The organism is Mesorhizobium sp. M0077 (assembly GCF_040322955.1).
Lineage (GTDB): Bacteria > Pseudomonadota > Alphaproteobacteria > Rhizobiales > Rhizobiaceae > Mesorhizobium.
The window spans coordinates 195,815-210,755 of sequence record NZ_JAMYUL010000012.1; the positions used below are offsets into that span (position 1 = coordinate 195,815).

Consider the following 14,941-nt stretch of genomic DNA (forward strand, 5'->3'; position numbering starts at 1 on the left):
ATGCGCTTTGTGTTTTACACCCACTCGGTCGTTTCCGACTGGAACCATGGTAATGCCCATTTCCTGCGCGGCGTCATGCGAGAGCTGGTCCAGCGCCGGCATCAGGCTATTGCGCTGGAGCCGGCGAATGGCTGGAGCCGGTCGAATCTGCTGGCTGAGAAGGGGTCGTTCGCCATCGAACGCTTCCGCAAGGATTTTCCCGAACTGATGCCGGTGACCTACGATGCCGGATTTGATCACGAAGCCTGGATTGCCGAGGCCGACGTTGTGATCGTTCATGAGTGGACGGATCCGGAGCTTGTCGCACGTATTGGCCGTGCCCGGGCCGCCGGCGGCAACTTCATCCTTCTTTTTCACGACACCCACCACCGGGCCGTGTCTGCGACCGAGGCACTCTCGGCGCTCCGGCTGGAGCACTATGACGGCGTTCTCGCCTTTGGCGAAACCTTGCGCGAGAGCTATCTGCGCGCCGGCTGGGGCAAGCGCGTCTTCACTTGGCATGAAGCGGCGGACGATCGCCTGTTCAAGCCGCACCCGGAGATCCACCCCACCTCCGATCTGGTCTGGATCGGCAACTGGGGCGATGATGAGCGGACCGCCGAACTCAAGGAGTTTCTGATCGAGCCGGTGCACGATCTCGGCCTTGATGCCGCTGTTCACGGCGTACGCTACCCCAAGACCGCACTTGCGGATCTGGCCACCGCAGGACTGCGCTATGAGGGGTGGATCGCCAATGCCGACGTGCCGAAGGCCTTCGCCGCGCATCGTGTCACCGTTCACATCCCACGGCGCCCCTATCGCGAGAGGTTGCCCGGAATCCCGACGATCCGCATGTTCGAGGCACTCGCCTGCGGCATTCCGCTGATTTCAGCGCCATGGTCCGATGTCGAGCAGCTTTTCAGGCCCGGTGTCGACTTCCTGTTTGCCGAGAATGGCTCGCAAATGCGGCAACAGCTTCGGACGGTGTTGTCCGACGAGGACTTTGCGGCCTCCCTGGTGACCTCGGGTCTCGAGACCATCCGCTCGCGGCACACCTGCCGCCACCGCGTCGACGAGTTGCTCGGCGTGCTCACGCAATGCGCGAACCGACACACCGCCGTCCCGACAGCCGCAAAGGAAGCCGTCGCATGAAGATCGCATTCTATGGATCGAGCCTTTTGTCGTCCTACTGGAACGGTGCCGCGACGTACTATCGCGGTTTGCTCAAGGCACTTTCGCAATTGGGTTACGAGATCACGTTCTACGAACCCGATGTCTACGACCGGCAGAAGAACCGCGACATCGAAGCTCCCGACTGGTGCACTGTCGTCGTTTACGAGGCGACCCAGCATGCGCTGATGCAGGTCGCGGCACGTGCCGCCGGCGCCGACATCGTCGTCAAGGCGAGTGGCGTCGGTTTCGAAGACGAGGCGCTGCTTCGCGCCGTTCTCGACCACGCCCGCAGCGACGCGCTTGTCGTATTCTGGGACGTGGATGCGCCAGCCACGCTTGCCCAGTTGCGCGACGAGCCGGACCACCCGCTCCATCGTGCACTGCAGGAGATCGACCTCGTGCTGACCTATGGTGGCGGCGATCCCGTTGTCTGGGCCTATCGTGCCATGGGTGCCAAGGAGTGCGTGCCCATCTACAATGCGCTCGATCCCGAAACGCACCATCCGGTTGCCAGCAAAGCGCGTTTTGCCTGCGACCTGGCGTTCCTCGGAAACCGGCTGCCGGACCGTGAAGCGCGTGTCGAATCGTTTTTCCTCGATCCCGCCAGCCAGCTGCCGAAACAGCGTTTCCTGCTCGGAGGCTCGGGTTGGGGCGACAAGCCGCTCCCCACCAATGTAGGCTGGCTCGGCCATGTCGGCACCCGCGATCACAACGCCTTCAATGTCACCCCAAAAGCCGTGTTGAACATCAGCCGCGACAGCATGGCCGCCAACGGTTTTTCACCGGCCACGCGAGTGTTCGAGGCGGCTGGCGCGGGCGCCTGTCTCATCACGGATGCATGGCTGGGCGTGGAACTGTTCCTGAAACCAGGCGAGGAGATCCTGGTCGCGCGTGACGGCGGCGATGTCGCCGAAATAATGCGCTCGCTGACCCCCGGGCGGGCCAAGGCAATCGGCCAAGCCGCACTTCACCGCGTGCTGGCGGACCATACCTACGCGCTTCGGGCGGATGTGGCGGATGCCGTCTTCAAACGTCATTTCGAGCACGGGGCCGTGGAGGCAGCGGAATGACCAAGAAACTGGACATCGTCTTTCTCGGCCTGTCGCTGTCCTCATCCTGGGGAAACGGCCACGCCACGACTTTCCGGGGTCTTTTGAAAGGCTTGCACGGACTCGGTCACCGGGTGACTTTTCTGGAGCGCAACGTGCCCTGGTACGCCAATCACCGCGATCTGCGCGATCCGGAGTTCTGCGCCTTGCGCTACTACGAAACCACTGCGGAGCTGCAACGCGACTACGCACAGTGCCTGGAGCAGGCCGACATCATTGTCATCGGATCCTTTGTTCCAGAAGGACGCCAGGTCATCGACATCGTCGCCTCGCTTTGCAAGGGGCAGCTCTGCTTTTACGACATCGACACCCCGGTGACCCTGGCCAAGCTTTCAGCCGACGATTGCGATTATCTGAGTTCGCGGCAAATTCCGTATTTCGATGTCTATTTCTCCTTCACCGGCGGACCAACGCTCAGCCATCTGGCGCAAGACTTCGGCGCGCGCCATGCCGAACCTCTCTATTGTTCGGTCGATCCGGAACGGCATCACCCGACAGGAGATCCGATCCGCTGGGATCTCGGCTATCTCGGCACCTACAGCATGGACCGGCAGACAACGCTGAACGCTCTGCTGCTCGAGCCCGCACGGCATATGCCGAACCTCCGTTTCGTCGTGGCCGGCTCCCAATATCCATCCGACATCATCTGGCCGGACAATGTCGAACGCATCGAACATTTGCCGCCAGCCGATCACGCCGCGTTCTATAGCCGTCAGCGCTACACGCTGAATGTCACACGCAGTTCCATGATCACCGCAGGATGGTCGCCCAGCGTGCGCCTGTTCGAAGCGGCGGCTTGCGGCACGCCCATCGTCAGCGACCGCTGGCCAGGGCTCGACAGCTTCTTTCCCGCATCGGCGATCCACACCGCCGCGGAGACGGACGAAGTCATCGATATCCTCGTTGGCGAGTCCGAGCGCGCACGCCTGGCCATGGCCGGCCGGGCTCGCAAACTCGTCCTCGCTTCCCACACCGGTGGGGCCAGGGCTCGCGAATTCGTGGCGGCGCTGACCCAACCAAGGGCGACGGCCCTCGATCTCGACATTGGAAGTGCAGCATGAACGGCAGACAGGAGAAAACAGCGATGCGACAGACAAGAAAGGCGCACAGGGCAAAGACGGTGCTTGTTGCCGGCGGCGCGGGTTTCCTCGGTTCGCATCTTTGCGAAGTATTGCTCCGCAACGGCTGGCGCGTGATCTGCGTCGACAATTTTCTGACCGGGCGCATGGAAAACATCATCTCGATCATGGACCGGCCGGGTTTCCGGTTGATCGAGCAGGACATCTGCCGGCCACTGGATCTCGGCGAGCCCGTGGATCACATCTTCAACCTGGCCTGCGCCGCCTCACCGCCGCGTTATCAGGCCGACCCGATACACACCACGCGTACCTGCGTGATCGGAACCCTCAACCTGCTCGAACTCGCTGTCCGCAATGACGCGCGACTGCTGCAGGCCTCGACGAGCGAAGTGTATGGCGATCCGGAACAACACCCGCAAAGGGAGGACTACGTCGGTCATGTGAACTGCACCGGCCCACGCGCCTGCTACGACGAGGGCAAGCGCACCGCCGAAACGCTTTGCTTCGACTATCTAAGGGCCGGCAAGGCCGACGTCCGCGTCGCGCGCATCTTCAACACCTACGGTCCGAGAATGGATCCGGCCGACGGTCGCATCGTCTCGAATTTGATCATGCAGGCGCTCGAGAAGCGTCCGCTGACGATATTCGGCGACGGCCAGCAAACGCGATCCTTCTGCTATGTCTCCGACTTGATTGATGGATTGATGCGCCTAATGAACATCGACCCCAATCCGGGCAAGCCGGTCAATCTGGGCAATCCCGGAGAATTCACCATCGTGCGACTGGCGGCATTGGTGAAGGCGATGACCGGCACCAAGTCGGATCTGAAATTTCTGCCCCTGCCGCAAGACGATCCTCGGCGCAGGCAGCCTGATATTTCGCGTGCGAAAACGCTGCTCGGCTGGTCGCCGAGAGTGCCGCTCAACGAAGGGCTCAAGCTGACGATCGATTATTTCGCGGCGCTCGAAGGCACCGGCATCGGCGATCAGATGACAGGCCTTGCCAAAAGGAGACCCGCAGGCGGGCTGCAGAACCTTCCTGCATGACGTGGGCCGCGGCCGGACCTGCCCGGAGATCGTGCGGAACATCCATCCAACCTTGTAGTTTGGCGGGAGGGACCCGATACGGAGGATCATCCTCATGCAACCCAAGCGACCCGCGAAGGATGTCGACAAGATTGCCGAACGCGAGGCGGCTGCCTATTTGCGGCGCTCCTCGATCACCTATCTCGAGTGCTGCGTCAGCTTGATGATGACGCATCTGCAGCGCGAGGAAGTGGCCGCTATTCTTGAGCAGGAAGCAGACATGCTGCGAAGGCTGGATTGATCGAAACGTTACACCTGAGATTCGTCCAGGAATCGTATCAGCCCCGCCCTGTATCGGTCTGCCGTCGCGGCCAGCCTTGCTTTTTCCTGGCCATTTTCGGATTGCGCAGCCGTGCTCCAGAGCCCGATTTGGAACGCCAAATAGCAGGGTTCGAAAAAATCGATGTGGCCATTGTCAATATCGAGCCCCATCCCCTCGACCAATGTCGTCACATCGCTGTCGGACAGTCCATATTCGACACAGGCGCCGGCAATGTCCCACTCTATCGGCTGGCAGCCAATCAAATCGTGTGCCCGGCAATGGTCGACGGCATCTGTCTTGACCACCGTGCCATCGGCACAAACGAGAAACTCCCACGCGTGAAGCTTTCCGTCGATTTCCACCCGCTGCAGAACATGCGCAGGGGTTTTTTTCGAGAGCCAATGGCGCAACGTCGCCGCTCGGTTCTCGCCCAGGGCTTCAGATGTATTGGAAACAGCCATTTCCGCGAGTGCGAGCAATGATGCACCCGGTTCGCAGGTTCGGAGATTGAGCGCCCGCCAGGCTAGATAGCGCGCCAACTCCGCGAGCAGCCTTCCTCTGGGCAGCGGCGCCTGGTCCATCGTGGTGCCGTCAATCCACCGTTCGACCAGAAAGCCGTGGCAAAGCCCGACCACTTGCGATCCGAACCCGGCTTTCCCCAACATTTCCGCGGCTCGTCTCTTACGCCGTCCGGTTTCGCCGAGGCCGGCGAATTTGACGAGCCAGCGACCACACCCCGCGGACGCCAGGAATTTGCGCCGCTCGATGCCGCGCGGGCTCGGCGGCCAATGCTTTTCGTCGACGTAGTGGACGCTCCTCCATTCGCCACCAGACAGTTCGGTCAGGCGTAATTCGGGGCTGCCGACCGCCTCGGCCACCCAGTCGCGCAGCGTGGGAATGTTCGAGCTTTCGGGGAAGGTGCATTCGAGCGCCGTCGCCACATGTTTCGGACAGCGCGACCATGTCTCCCTGGCCTCCCGTGACGCTTCGATGCCCGGGTTGCCAGGATGGCTGGGAAACAGGTGAATGCGGTCCATACCAATACCCAGTTCCCGCAGCCACGCGACGACGGCGTGCATCGAACTGCCGGACAGACCAGGACCTTCGTCTACAACGGCGAAGCGTGCCGATGGATTGTTCTTCCAGGAAGCGATCGAGCGCGGATCGGCATTGATGTGCCTGCGGAAAGGATGGCCGACCGGACGAACGCTGAACGGCGCCGGCGCGCCAATCGCGGCAGCCACTATGGCGGCAAGCCCCAGGCCGATGCTGCGGATGCCGATCACGCATGTGTTCGCATCGAGACCTGACTCCTGCGCCGCTCCCAAATAGCTTTCGGGATAAAGCGCGTAATGCGCGTAACCCTCGGCCGAACCGGTCAGAACCTCAGCCTCGCAATCCAACCCGTCCAGCAGTTGGAGAAGTCCCGGGTCGATGCCACCGCCCACGGCGAAACCGCTTCGCCACGACTTCGCCACCTCTGCCGCAACACCAACCAGCAATCTGGCGCCTTGCTGTTGCCGCGGCGAAAAGATGTCGATGCCCCTGTTCTCGAAATCGACATCGGCAAGCGCGCGAACCAGTTCCGATACGCTGATGAATAGCCCGACCAACGCGGCATGGCGTCGGACGCCATGAGCCATGCGGTCCAGACTTTGAGCAATTTCGCTCGCAGCATCGCGAAGCCGTTCTGCGCTCTGCCTCCGCTTCTGGTCGCCGTAAACGATCATCGATCGGTTTTCCAATGCTTTGCCTTGCGGCAACGCAGCGAGCGCTGCTTCGATCCATGCTGTCTTGCGCAATTTTTCGGCAGGCCAAGGAACATTCCGGCACGCTGGTGGTTCGGCGGCAGGAACTTACCTTTGAACAGCATAGGGCGGCAGTTTCGTGGGATCGAAAAAGGTTCGTGTCGGTATCGTCGGGGTCGGCAATTGCGCATCCTCCCTGGTGCAGGGCCTCTCCTATTATCGTCACGCAAAAAGCAACGAACCAATCCCAGGGCTGATGCATGCCGACCTCGGCGGTTACCATGTCGACGACATCGAGATTGTCTGCGCATTCGACGTCGCCAGGAGCAAGGTTGGCCTCGACGTCGCTGAAGCAATCTACGCCGCCCCGAACAACACGTTCCGCTTTGCCGATGCGGCGGCAAACGGCGTTCGCGTCGAGCGCGGACCGACACTTGACGGCATCGGAAAATACTTGCGCGACGAAATCGAGGAGGCGCCGGAGCCGGTTGCCGACGTCAGCGAAATCCTGCGCAACAGCGGCGCCGACGTGCTGGTCTCTTACCTGCCGGTGGGCTCCGAGGAGGCGACGCGCTTCTACGCCGAATGCGCGCTTGAGGCCGGCTGCGCCTTCGTCAACTGCATACCCGTTTTCATCGCCTCACGTCCGGAATGGCGCCGGCGCTTCGAGCAGCGAGGGCTGCCGCTGGTCGGCGATGATATCAAGAGCCAGGTCGGGGCGACCATCGTTCACCGCCTGCTGGCCAATCTCTTCCGCGAGCGCGGCGTGCGCATCGATCGCACTTATCAGCTGAATTTCGGCGGCAACACCGACTTCCTCAACATGCTGGAACGCGAGCGGCTGGAATCAAAGAAAATTTCCAAGACCCAGTCCGTGGCCAGCCAGTTCGATGTTCCCCTGGAGCCGGGCAATATTCATGTAGGACCCAGCGACCACGTACCGTGGCTGACTGATCGCAAATGGGCCTATATCCGAGTGGAAGGGACGACCTTCGGCGGCGTGCCGCTCAACGCCGAGCTCAAGCTGGAAGTCTGGGATTCTCCAAATTCAGCCGGCGTGGTGATCGATGCGATACGCTGCGCCAAGCTTGCGCTCGATCGCGGCATAGCGGGAGCACTGACCGGTCCCTGCAGCTATTTCATGAAGTCGCCTCCCGAACAGTTCACCGACGCCGAAGCGCGGCAGCGCACGCTCGCCTTCATCGCCGGCAAGGACGAGCCTTTGCTGGATGCCGCGGAATGACGACAACGTTCTTTTTGATCCGTCATGCAGCGCACGACAATGTCGGCTCCTATCTTGCAGGACGGATGGATGGCGTTTGCCTTGGCGAGGCTGGGAAGGCGCAGGCCGCGCATCTTGGTGGCCGCATGGCCCGGGAGCCGATTGAAGCCATCTTGAGCAGCCCGCGTGAGCGTACGCAAGAGACGGCCGTGCCGATCGCGCTTGCCTGCGGCGTCGGTGAAATCGCGATCTGCGCCGAACTCGACGAGATCGATTTCGGCGATTGGTCGGGAAAGACCTTCGACGAGTTGAATGGCGATGCCGGTTGGCGGGCGTGGAACGACCAGCGGCAGGAGGCCAGGACACCGAGCGGCGAGACCATGCTGGATGTGCAGGAGCGGATCGTCGCACTGATGAACGCAGTGCGCGAGCGGCATCCGAACCAGTGTGTCGCCCTGGTCAGCCACGCCGACGTCATCAAGGCCGCCGTCTGCAAGGTGCTTGGCTTGCCGGTCGGCGACTGCTTCCGCTTCGACATCGATCCAGCCTCGATCACGACGATCGTGTCGGGTGACTGGGGCTCCAAGCTCCTGCGAATGAACGAAGCTGCCTGACGAGGACTTTCCGGATGCAGATGGTCATTTTCGGTCTCACCGTTACATCATCATGGGGCAACGGCCATGCCACGCTCTGGCGCGGTCTGATCCGCGCCCTGGGTCGGCTGGGATGGTCCATCACCTTCTTCGAACGCGATACCCCCTACTATGCCGGGACGCGTGATCTCGATCGGCTCGATGGCGGCAACGTCGTCATTTATCCGGACTGGGAGGACATCCGTCGCGTTGCGGAGCGGGCAATGAAGCAAGCGGATGTCGTCGTCGTCACCTCCTACTGTGCCGACGCCGTGGAGGCCTCGCGGCTGGCGCAGCAGACAGGTCGCGGATTGCGTGTCTTCTACGATCTCGACACTCCGGTCACGCTTGCCCGCATCGAGCAAGGCGAGCGTCCGCCCTATTTCGGACCTGAGGGTCTCGCCGATTTCGACCTCGTTTTGAGTTACACCGGCGGCTCTGCGATCGAGGCGCTTAAGTCGGTTTTGGGCGCGCGTCACGTGGTGCCGCTCTATGGGCATGTCGATCCCGACCAACACCGGCCGGCAGAGAAGCGGGCCGAATTCGCCGGTGATCTGTCCTATCTCGGAACTTACGCGGCGGATCGCCAGGCCGGCGTCGAAAAGCTGCTGGTCCGCCCGGCCGCGCGCCTGCCCGACCACCGTTTCATCATTGGCGGCGCGCAATATCCGCAGGAATTCCCATGGAGCGACAACATCTTCTTTGTCAGGCATCTTCCGCCAGCCGACCATCCGGCTTTCTTCTCATCATCTCGCCTGACACTGAACGTCACCCGGGAGGCGATGGCGCAAAAGGGCTGGTGCCCGTCGGGACGGCTCTTCGAAGCGGCCGCGTGTGGGGCTGCCATCGTCACCGATGCATGGCCGGGCCTGACCGAATTTTTCGAACCCGGCCGCGAAATCTTGTTGGCGCATGACACCGATGATGTGGTCGCCGCATTGCGATTGCCGGAGCGCGAGCTCGACGGCATTCGAAGGCGTGCCCGCGACCGGGTCTTGGGCGAACACACTTCGGCACGGCGCGCGGCGGAACTGGATCGCATCCTGAACGAGGCCTTTCAAAGATCTCCCGGCGAACCGATGAGGGAAGCGGTCTGATGTTGGGCATCGTACCCGCTGCCGGGCGCGGCAGCCGCATTCAGCCGCTCGGCTTCTCGAAAGAGCTGCTGCCGGTCGGTAGCCGGATCGATGGACAGACCGAGCGTCCATGCGCCGTGAGCGAGTATCTGGTACGGCGCATGGTGCAGGCCGGCGTCGACAAGATTTGCTTCATCATCGGATCGGGCAAATCCGACATCCTTGAATACTACGCCGCCGGCTACGGTGACGCGGCGGCTCTCTTCGTGGTGCAGCCGAACCCCGTCGGTCTGTGCGATGCGATCTTCCGGGCGGCGCCCCTCGTCGCGCCCGACGAGGTCGTCCTGGTCGGCCTTCCCGATACGATCTGGTTTCCCGAGGACGGTTTCCGCCATTTGCCCGACGATCAGCTCTCATTTCTGCTTTTCCCGGTGGATCAGCCGGAATTCTTCGACGCCGTCGTCACCGACGTCCACGAGCGCGTGATCGAAATCCAGGTCAAACGACAGGATGCCGCCACGAACTGGGTCTGGGGTGCGTTCAAGATGCCGGGCCATATCCTGCATCAGCTTGCGGCACTCTGGCGTGAGCGCGAGCGCAGTGACGAATATATCGGCACTTTGGTCAACGCCTATATTGCGGCCGGCGGTACAGCTTTTGGTGTCAGGGCTGGGTCGGACTATGTCGATGTCGGCACTTTCAACGGCTATCGAACAGCTCTGCGGTTGCTTGAAAACGACGCCTCATCCGCGCAGCGCCGGCCCACCATGATCATGCCCGGCGCGCAGTCGCATGTACCCGTCGTTCCTGGCGAAGGAGCCTGAGCCATGCTGCATTCCCATGCCGAAATCCGCCGCCGCATCGATGCGCTCGGCCCATGGTTCCACAACATGGAACTTGCCGGCGTCCAAACCGCTCCCAACCATTTTCTGGGCAACTACCCGCTGATCAAATGGCGCAAATTTGCCAATGCCATTCCCGCTGATCTGAGGGGCAAGGCCGTACTCGATATCGGCTGCAATGCAGGATTTTACTCCATCGAGATGAAACGGCGAGGTGCTGACCGTGTCCTCGGCATCGATTTCGATGACGCCTACCTGGCGCAGGCTCGCTTTGCCGCCGAGGTTGCCGATTGCGAGATCGAATTCCAGAAGCTTTCGGTCTACGACGTCGGCTCGCTGCGCGAGACGTTCGATGTCGTGCTGTTCATGGGGGTGCTTTACCATTTGCGCCACCCCTTGCTCGCGCTCGACCTGATCCGCGAACATGTCGCCCGTGACCTGATGATCTTCCAGTCCATGCAGCGCGGCAGCGCGGATCTGCCCGAGTTGGAAGAAAACTATCATTTCTGGACGCATGACCTGTTCGACCAGCCGCAGTTTCCCAAGCTGCATTTTATCGAGCACCGCTATGCCGACGATCCCACCAACTGGTGGATTCCAAACCGCGCCTGCACCGAAGCGATGCTGCGCAGCGCCGGTTTCGAGATCGTTCTGCACCCCGAGCAGGAGGTCTATTTCTGCCGCGCAGCCGGGGACCCGGCCGGCGGCGGCGCCATCTACCCCTCGAAAGGACAGCTCCATGATTGAAGCCGCCATGATCTGGAACGAGCCCAACAACAAATCGCATTGGGACCCAGAGCTCGATCCCGATTGGAGCCGCTTTGCCAGGATGGCGATCTTGTCGGCTGACGCAATCGCGTCGGAGAACCCGTCTTTGACGAAAGTACTCGGTGGCATCTCGCCGATAGATCCGGGCTTTATCACCCGCATGAAGGAATTCGGCGTGCTGGACCATGTCGATGCCGTCGCCGTGCACGGCTTTCCGCTCGACTGGAACCTGTGGCAGATCCACGAATGGCCACAGAAGATCGGCGAGATCGCGACCGTCACCAACCTTCCCATCTGGGTCAGCGAAGTCGGCGTATCGACCTTCGGCGCGGAAGAAATCCAGGTCTGGGGGCTCAAGCGCACCGCCGAGTTGCTGATCGGCAACGCACCACGCATCCAGTGGTACAGCCTCTACGATCTTCCGCGCGAATGGGAAGCAACGACGCGGCATCGCGAGGCAGAGGGCTCTTCTTACTATCGACATTTCCACATGGGGCTGCTACGCCAGGACGGTACGCCAAAACCTGCGCTGGAGGAGTTCCTGCGCTACACGCCCGCAATGGGGCTGGTGCAGTGGTTTCATTTCGAGGACGCCCGGCTGGACGATGCCGTCGCCTGGATGAAGCGGCTGGGCGTCACCAATATGCGCACGGGGCTTTCCTGGGCAGACAGCTTCCGGCCGAACGCGCTGGACTGGTTTGACCGGCAGATGGAGGCACTCGCCGATTTCGACGTGACGGTCACCTTTTGCTTTACACCGCAGCATCGCGGAATGATGCCCCACCACACCAGCCCACCTCTGGTGCCGGAGGAGTTCGCGGAATTCTGCGCAACCATGATCCGCCGCTATGCGCCCGGCATGACGTCCGCTTCGCTCCCGACGCGGCGGGCCTCGGCAGCGTGAAAGTGTCATGCTGCCAATGCATCAGACGCCCGACACATTGGACGAATTAGCGGCATCATCGACAGGTGGTGCGGCATACGGGACCGAGGCGCAACCAGCCGCGGCGCTCACTGTCCTCAATGTCGCCTACCCTCTCGCACCCGTCGGACCCGATGCTGTCGGCGGTGCCGAACAGGTTCTGTCGATGCTCGATCGGGAGCTGGTTCGCGCCGGCCACCGCTCTATCGTCATTGGCTGCCGCGGCTCCAGCGCGAGCGGTACCCTTGTGGAAATACCGGCTGAAAACGGCGTGCTCGACGAGGCGGCGAAGAGCCGCGCGCAGCAGGCTCATCGCAAAGCGATCGCCGCTGCCCGCGCCCGATGGCCGATCGATGTGGCTCATCTGCACGGTATCGATTTTCATGCCTATTTGCCCGACGATGGTCCGACCCTGGTGAGCCTCCACCTGCCCTTGGACTGGTATCCGGCCGAGGCTCTGCGACCGACGCGCGACGACCTGTGGCTCCATGCGGTCTCGCCCACCCAGCAGCAAACGGCGCCACCAGGGGCCAGACTGGTGGCGCCGATTCCCAACGGCGTTGACATCGAAGCACTGAGCCTGGTGCAGCCGAAGCGAGACTTTGCCCTGGTTCTCAGCCGAGTCTGCCCGGAAAAGGGCATTCACCTGGCCCTGGACGCGGCCAAACAGGCGGGCGTGCCCCTGGTCATCGGCGGCAAGGTCTACCCCTACGAAACACATACGCGCTACTTTCGCGACGAGGTCCAATCCCGTCTTGATGCTCGCCGCCGCTTCCTGGGCCCGCTCGGTTTTAACGCCAAGAGGCGCTTTCTCAACGCAGCCCGCTGTCTGGTCATTCCAAGCCTCGCCGCCGAGACAAGCTCGCTTGTCGCCATGGAGGCCCTCGCCTGCGGTACCCCGGTGGTCGCATTCCCGAATGGTGCGCTTGCGGATGTCATCGAGCACGGCAGGACGGGCTTTCTCGTCAACACAGTCGACGAGATGGCCCAAGCCATTCTTGCGGCGCCCAGCCTGGACGCCGAGGCGTGCCGGGTGGAGGCGCGACGGCGGTTTTCGCTGGAACGGATGATCTCGTCGTATATGGCTGCCTATCAGGCGCTGGCACAACTTGGCACAGATTGCCGGCGCTTCGCTGCGGCACCGTGAGAAAAGCAGTGTTGCGCAGCGAAATCATCGATGACCCCGTAAAATTCGATGCCTTGACGCCGCACTGGTGGAAACTGTGGGAGCAGAGTTCCTCTGCGACGCCGTTCCAATCCCCCGCCTGGCTGGTGCCATGGTGGCGCGCATTCGCACCCGGTGAACTGGCGACAGTTGCGGTCTGGCGTGGCGGCGATCTGGTCGGGCTGGCGCCACTCTATCTCGAGCATGGAACGGCCGGTTCGAAGCTGCTTCCGGTCGGTATTTCGCTCAGTGATTATCTGGACATCCTGGCTGTCCGGGATATCGAGGCGGCGGTTGTCGCCACCATTGCCGAAACGATCTGCTCGGTCGGGTGGTCACAATGGATCTTGTCTGATCTGCCGCAAAACAGTGCCGGTCTTACGATCGCGCATCCCGGTTTAACGGTCGAGAGGCCGGTAATTCATGCAGCCTGTCCCGTGCTTGCTGTTGCCGGCGACGACACGTTGGCCGGCTGCGTTCCCGCTCGGCGCAGGCGCCAGTTGCGCCGGGCGCGCCAAGCGGCGTCCAGACGCGGCCGGCTCGCGTTGGCGTCAGCGCGGGGCGATCAGAACTTCCTGAACCAATTGATCCGCCTGCACCAGGCACGCTGGGTTGGACATGGAGGTGGTGTATTGGCCGACCCCGCCGTGCAGCACTTCCATGGGCTTTCACTTCCCTTGCTCGATGCTCACGGCCTGGTCCGATGCTGGTTGCTCGCGATCGATGGCACGACTGTCGCCGCCTATTACGGATTTCACCACCGCGGCCGCGCCTATGCCTATCTCGGCGGCCTCGATCCTGCATATGCCGAGGAGAGCCCAGGGGCGATCCTGATCGGCCACGCGATCGCGGAGTCGATCCGCGAGGATGCGCGCGAGTTCGACTTCCTGCGCGGCCAGGAGGCCTACAAATATGGCTGGGGCGCCGTCGACAGGTGGACGATGCGGAGGATCTGGACGCGGAGTTGATGTCATGAGTGTGCACGCGCAGCGCCGGACATCGGTCAGACGGGCGGTCGAAGATTGCATGGCCGATGGTGCCTGCGCCGAAGCTGTTCTCGTCAGGCTGGCGCTTCACCTGCCGCCCACAATTGAAGCGGCGGAATTGGCGGAGTTCGTGCTGAAAGTCCGTCCGGCGGATACCGGCGATGCTGAAAGACTGCGAAAGGTCGCTGGACTGCTGCGCCACAGACCGGGCGTCCTTGCCACTTTGCGAGCGACAGGCGGCGCCGTTCGGCATGAACGCGGTAACGGCGAGACGGATATTGCCGTCGTCACGCGGCTGGCCTCGAGTTTTGATGCCGCGGCAGCAATTTCGACAGCCGCAAGTGTCCAGTTAGGATCCCTTGGCGATGACGAGCGGCTGACAGCCATGACCGACGAAATCGTTGAATGGCTCGAGGCGCGAGAATTCACCGGAATTGAACGAGACATTCTCGACATCGGTTGCGGCATCGGACGTTTCGAGCGCGCGCTGTCCAATTCCTTCAAGCGGATGGTCGGCATCGACATATCATCGCGGATGATCTCTATCGCCTCCGAGCAATGCGCAGCGCTCGGCAATGTCGAACTGCGCCAAACCTCCGGTCTCGATCTGGCCGACTTCGACGACGACAGTTTCGATTGCGTGTTGGCGGTCGACAGCTTTCCCTACCTGGTCCTGGCCGGCATGGCTGAGCGGCTTTTCGATGAAATTGCGCGCGTTCTCAAACGGCCGGGCCGGCTCGCATTGCTCAACTATTCTTATCGCGGATCGCTTTCTTTGGACCGGGCCGACATTGGCCGTCTTGCGCAAGCTCACCAATTGCGGGTCGTCATCGACGGCGAGAAGCCGTTTGGGTCATGGGATGGCGACGCCTTCCTGCTTGCTGGGTGAGACG

At 62.0% G+C, this 14,941-nt stretch carries 15 protein-coding genes; 14 read left to right on the forward strand and 1 reads right to left on the reverse strand.

Annotated features, from left to right (window positions below):
- From NKJ57_RS22735 to NKJ57_RS22755, 5 genes are all read left to right on the forward strand, one after another.
- Entirely contained in the window at positions 1-1,131 is a 1,131-nt protein-coding gene (locus NKJ57_RS22735; RefSeq protein ID WP_023696369.1) for a CgeB family protein, read from the forward strand.
- Complete coding sequence (locus NKJ57_RS22740) at positions 1,128-2,222, forward strand: CgeB family protein (RefSeq protein WP_023667985.1); 1,095 nt, start codon at positions 1,128-1,130, stop codon at positions 2,220-2,222. Before NKJ57_RS22735 ends, NKJ57_RS22740 begins: the two co-directional genes overlap by 4 nt.
- Positions 2,219-3,322: a CgeB family protein gene (locus NKJ57_RS22745; RefSeq protein WP_352512445.1), complete on the forward strand. Its 1,104-nt coding sequence runs from the start codon at positions 2,219-2,221 to the stop codon at positions 3,320-3,322. Before NKJ57_RS22740 ends, NKJ57_RS22745 begins: the two co-directional genes overlap by 4 nt.
- Positions 3,323-3,345: 23 nt before the next feature.
- Positions 3,346-4,386: a UDP-glucuronic acid decarboxylase family protein gene (locus tag NKJ57_RS22750; protein ID WP_023681096.1), complete on the forward strand. Its 1,041-nt coding sequence runs from the start codon at positions 3,346-3,348 to the stop codon at positions 4,384-4,386.
- A 94-nt stretch (positions 4,387-4,480) separates the two neighbouring features.
- Positions 4,481-4,666 (forward strand): hypothetical protein, encoded by a 186-nt coding sequence (locus tag NKJ57_RS22755; RefSeq protein WP_023667982.1) that lies wholly within the window; start codon positions 4,481-4,483, stop codon positions 4,664-4,666.
- Between the two features lie 8 nt (positions 4,667-4,674).
- Here NKJ57_RS22755 and NKJ57_RS22760 read toward each other — a convergent pair whose 3' ends face one another.
- Positions 4,675-6,489: a hypothetical protein gene (locus tag NKJ57_RS22760; protein ID WP_352512443.1), complete on the reverse strand. Its 1,815-nt coding sequence runs from the start codon at positions 6,487-6,489 to the stop codon at positions 4,675-4,677.
- Positions 6,490-6,574: 85 nt separating this feature from the next.
- Here NKJ57_RS22760 and NKJ57_RS22765 point away from each other — a divergent pair, with 85 nt between their 5' ends.
- The 9 genes from NKJ57_RS22765 to NKJ57_RS22805 are packed head-to-tail and all read left to right on the forward strand — an operon-like array spanning position 6,575 to position 14,937.
- A complete protein-coding gene (locus NKJ57_RS22765; RefSeq protein WP_023681094.1) occupies positions 6,575-7,678 on the forward strand; it encodes an inositol-3-phosphate synthase in 1,104 nt (367 codons plus the stop codon).
- Positions 7,675-8,271, forward strand: coding sequence for a histidine phosphatase family protein (locus NKJ57_RS22770; RefSeq protein ID WP_352512441.1), 597 nt, complete (start codon positions 7,675-7,677; stop codon positions 8,269-8,271). Before NKJ57_RS22765 ends, NKJ57_RS22770 begins: the two co-directional genes overlap by 4 nt.
- A 14-nt stretch (positions 8,272-8,285) precedes the next feature.
- Positions 8,286-9,386 carry a CgeB family protein gene (locus NKJ57_RS22775; protein WP_023667977.1) on the forward strand — a complete coding sequence of 367 codons (1,101 nt, stop codon included), beginning with the start codon at positions 8,286-8,288 and terminating at the stop codon, positions 9,384-9,386.
- Complete coding sequence (locus NKJ57_RS22780) at positions 9,386-10,189, forward strand: sugar phosphate nucleotidyltransferase (protein ID WP_023667976.1); 804 nt, start codon at positions 9,386-9,388, stop codon at positions 10,187-10,189. Before NKJ57_RS22775 ends, NKJ57_RS22780 begins: the two co-directional genes overlap by 1 nt.
- A 3-nt stretch (positions 10,190-10,192) precedes the next feature.
- Entirely contained in the window at positions 10,193-10,954 is a 762-nt protein-coding gene (locus NKJ57_RS22785) for a TIGR04290 family methyltransferase (RefSeq protein ID WP_023667975.1), read from the forward strand.
- Positions 10,947-11,879 carry a glycoside hydrolase 5 family protein gene (locus NKJ57_RS22790; RefSeq protein WP_023691448.1) on the forward strand — a complete coding sequence of 311 codons (933 nt, stop codon included), beginning with the start codon at positions 10,947-10,949 and terminating at the stop codon, positions 11,877-11,879. Before NKJ57_RS22785 ends, NKJ57_RS22790 begins: the two co-directional genes overlap by 8 nt.
- A 7-nt stretch (positions 11,880-11,886) precedes the next feature.
- Positions 11,887-13,044 carry a glycosyltransferase gene (locus NKJ57_RS22795; RefSeq protein ID WP_023667973.1) on the forward strand — a complete coding sequence of 386 codons (1,158 nt, stop codon included), beginning with the start codon at positions 11,887-11,889 and terminating at the stop codon, positions 13,042-13,044.
- A gap of 8 nt (positions 13,045-13,052) precedes the next feature.
- Positions 13,053-14,030 carry a GNAT family N-acetyltransferase gene (locus NKJ57_RS22800; protein WP_023667972.1) on the forward strand — a complete coding sequence of 326 codons (978 nt, stop codon included), beginning with the start codon at positions 13,053-13,055 and terminating at the stop codon, positions 14,028-14,030.
- Positions 14,031-14,034: 4 nt separating this feature from the next.
- Entirely contained in the window at positions 14,035-14,937 is a 903-nt protein-coding gene (locus NKJ57_RS22805; protein WP_023691450.1) for a class I SAM-dependent methyltransferase, read from the forward strand.
- Positions 14,938-14,941 lie beyond the last annotated feature (4 nt).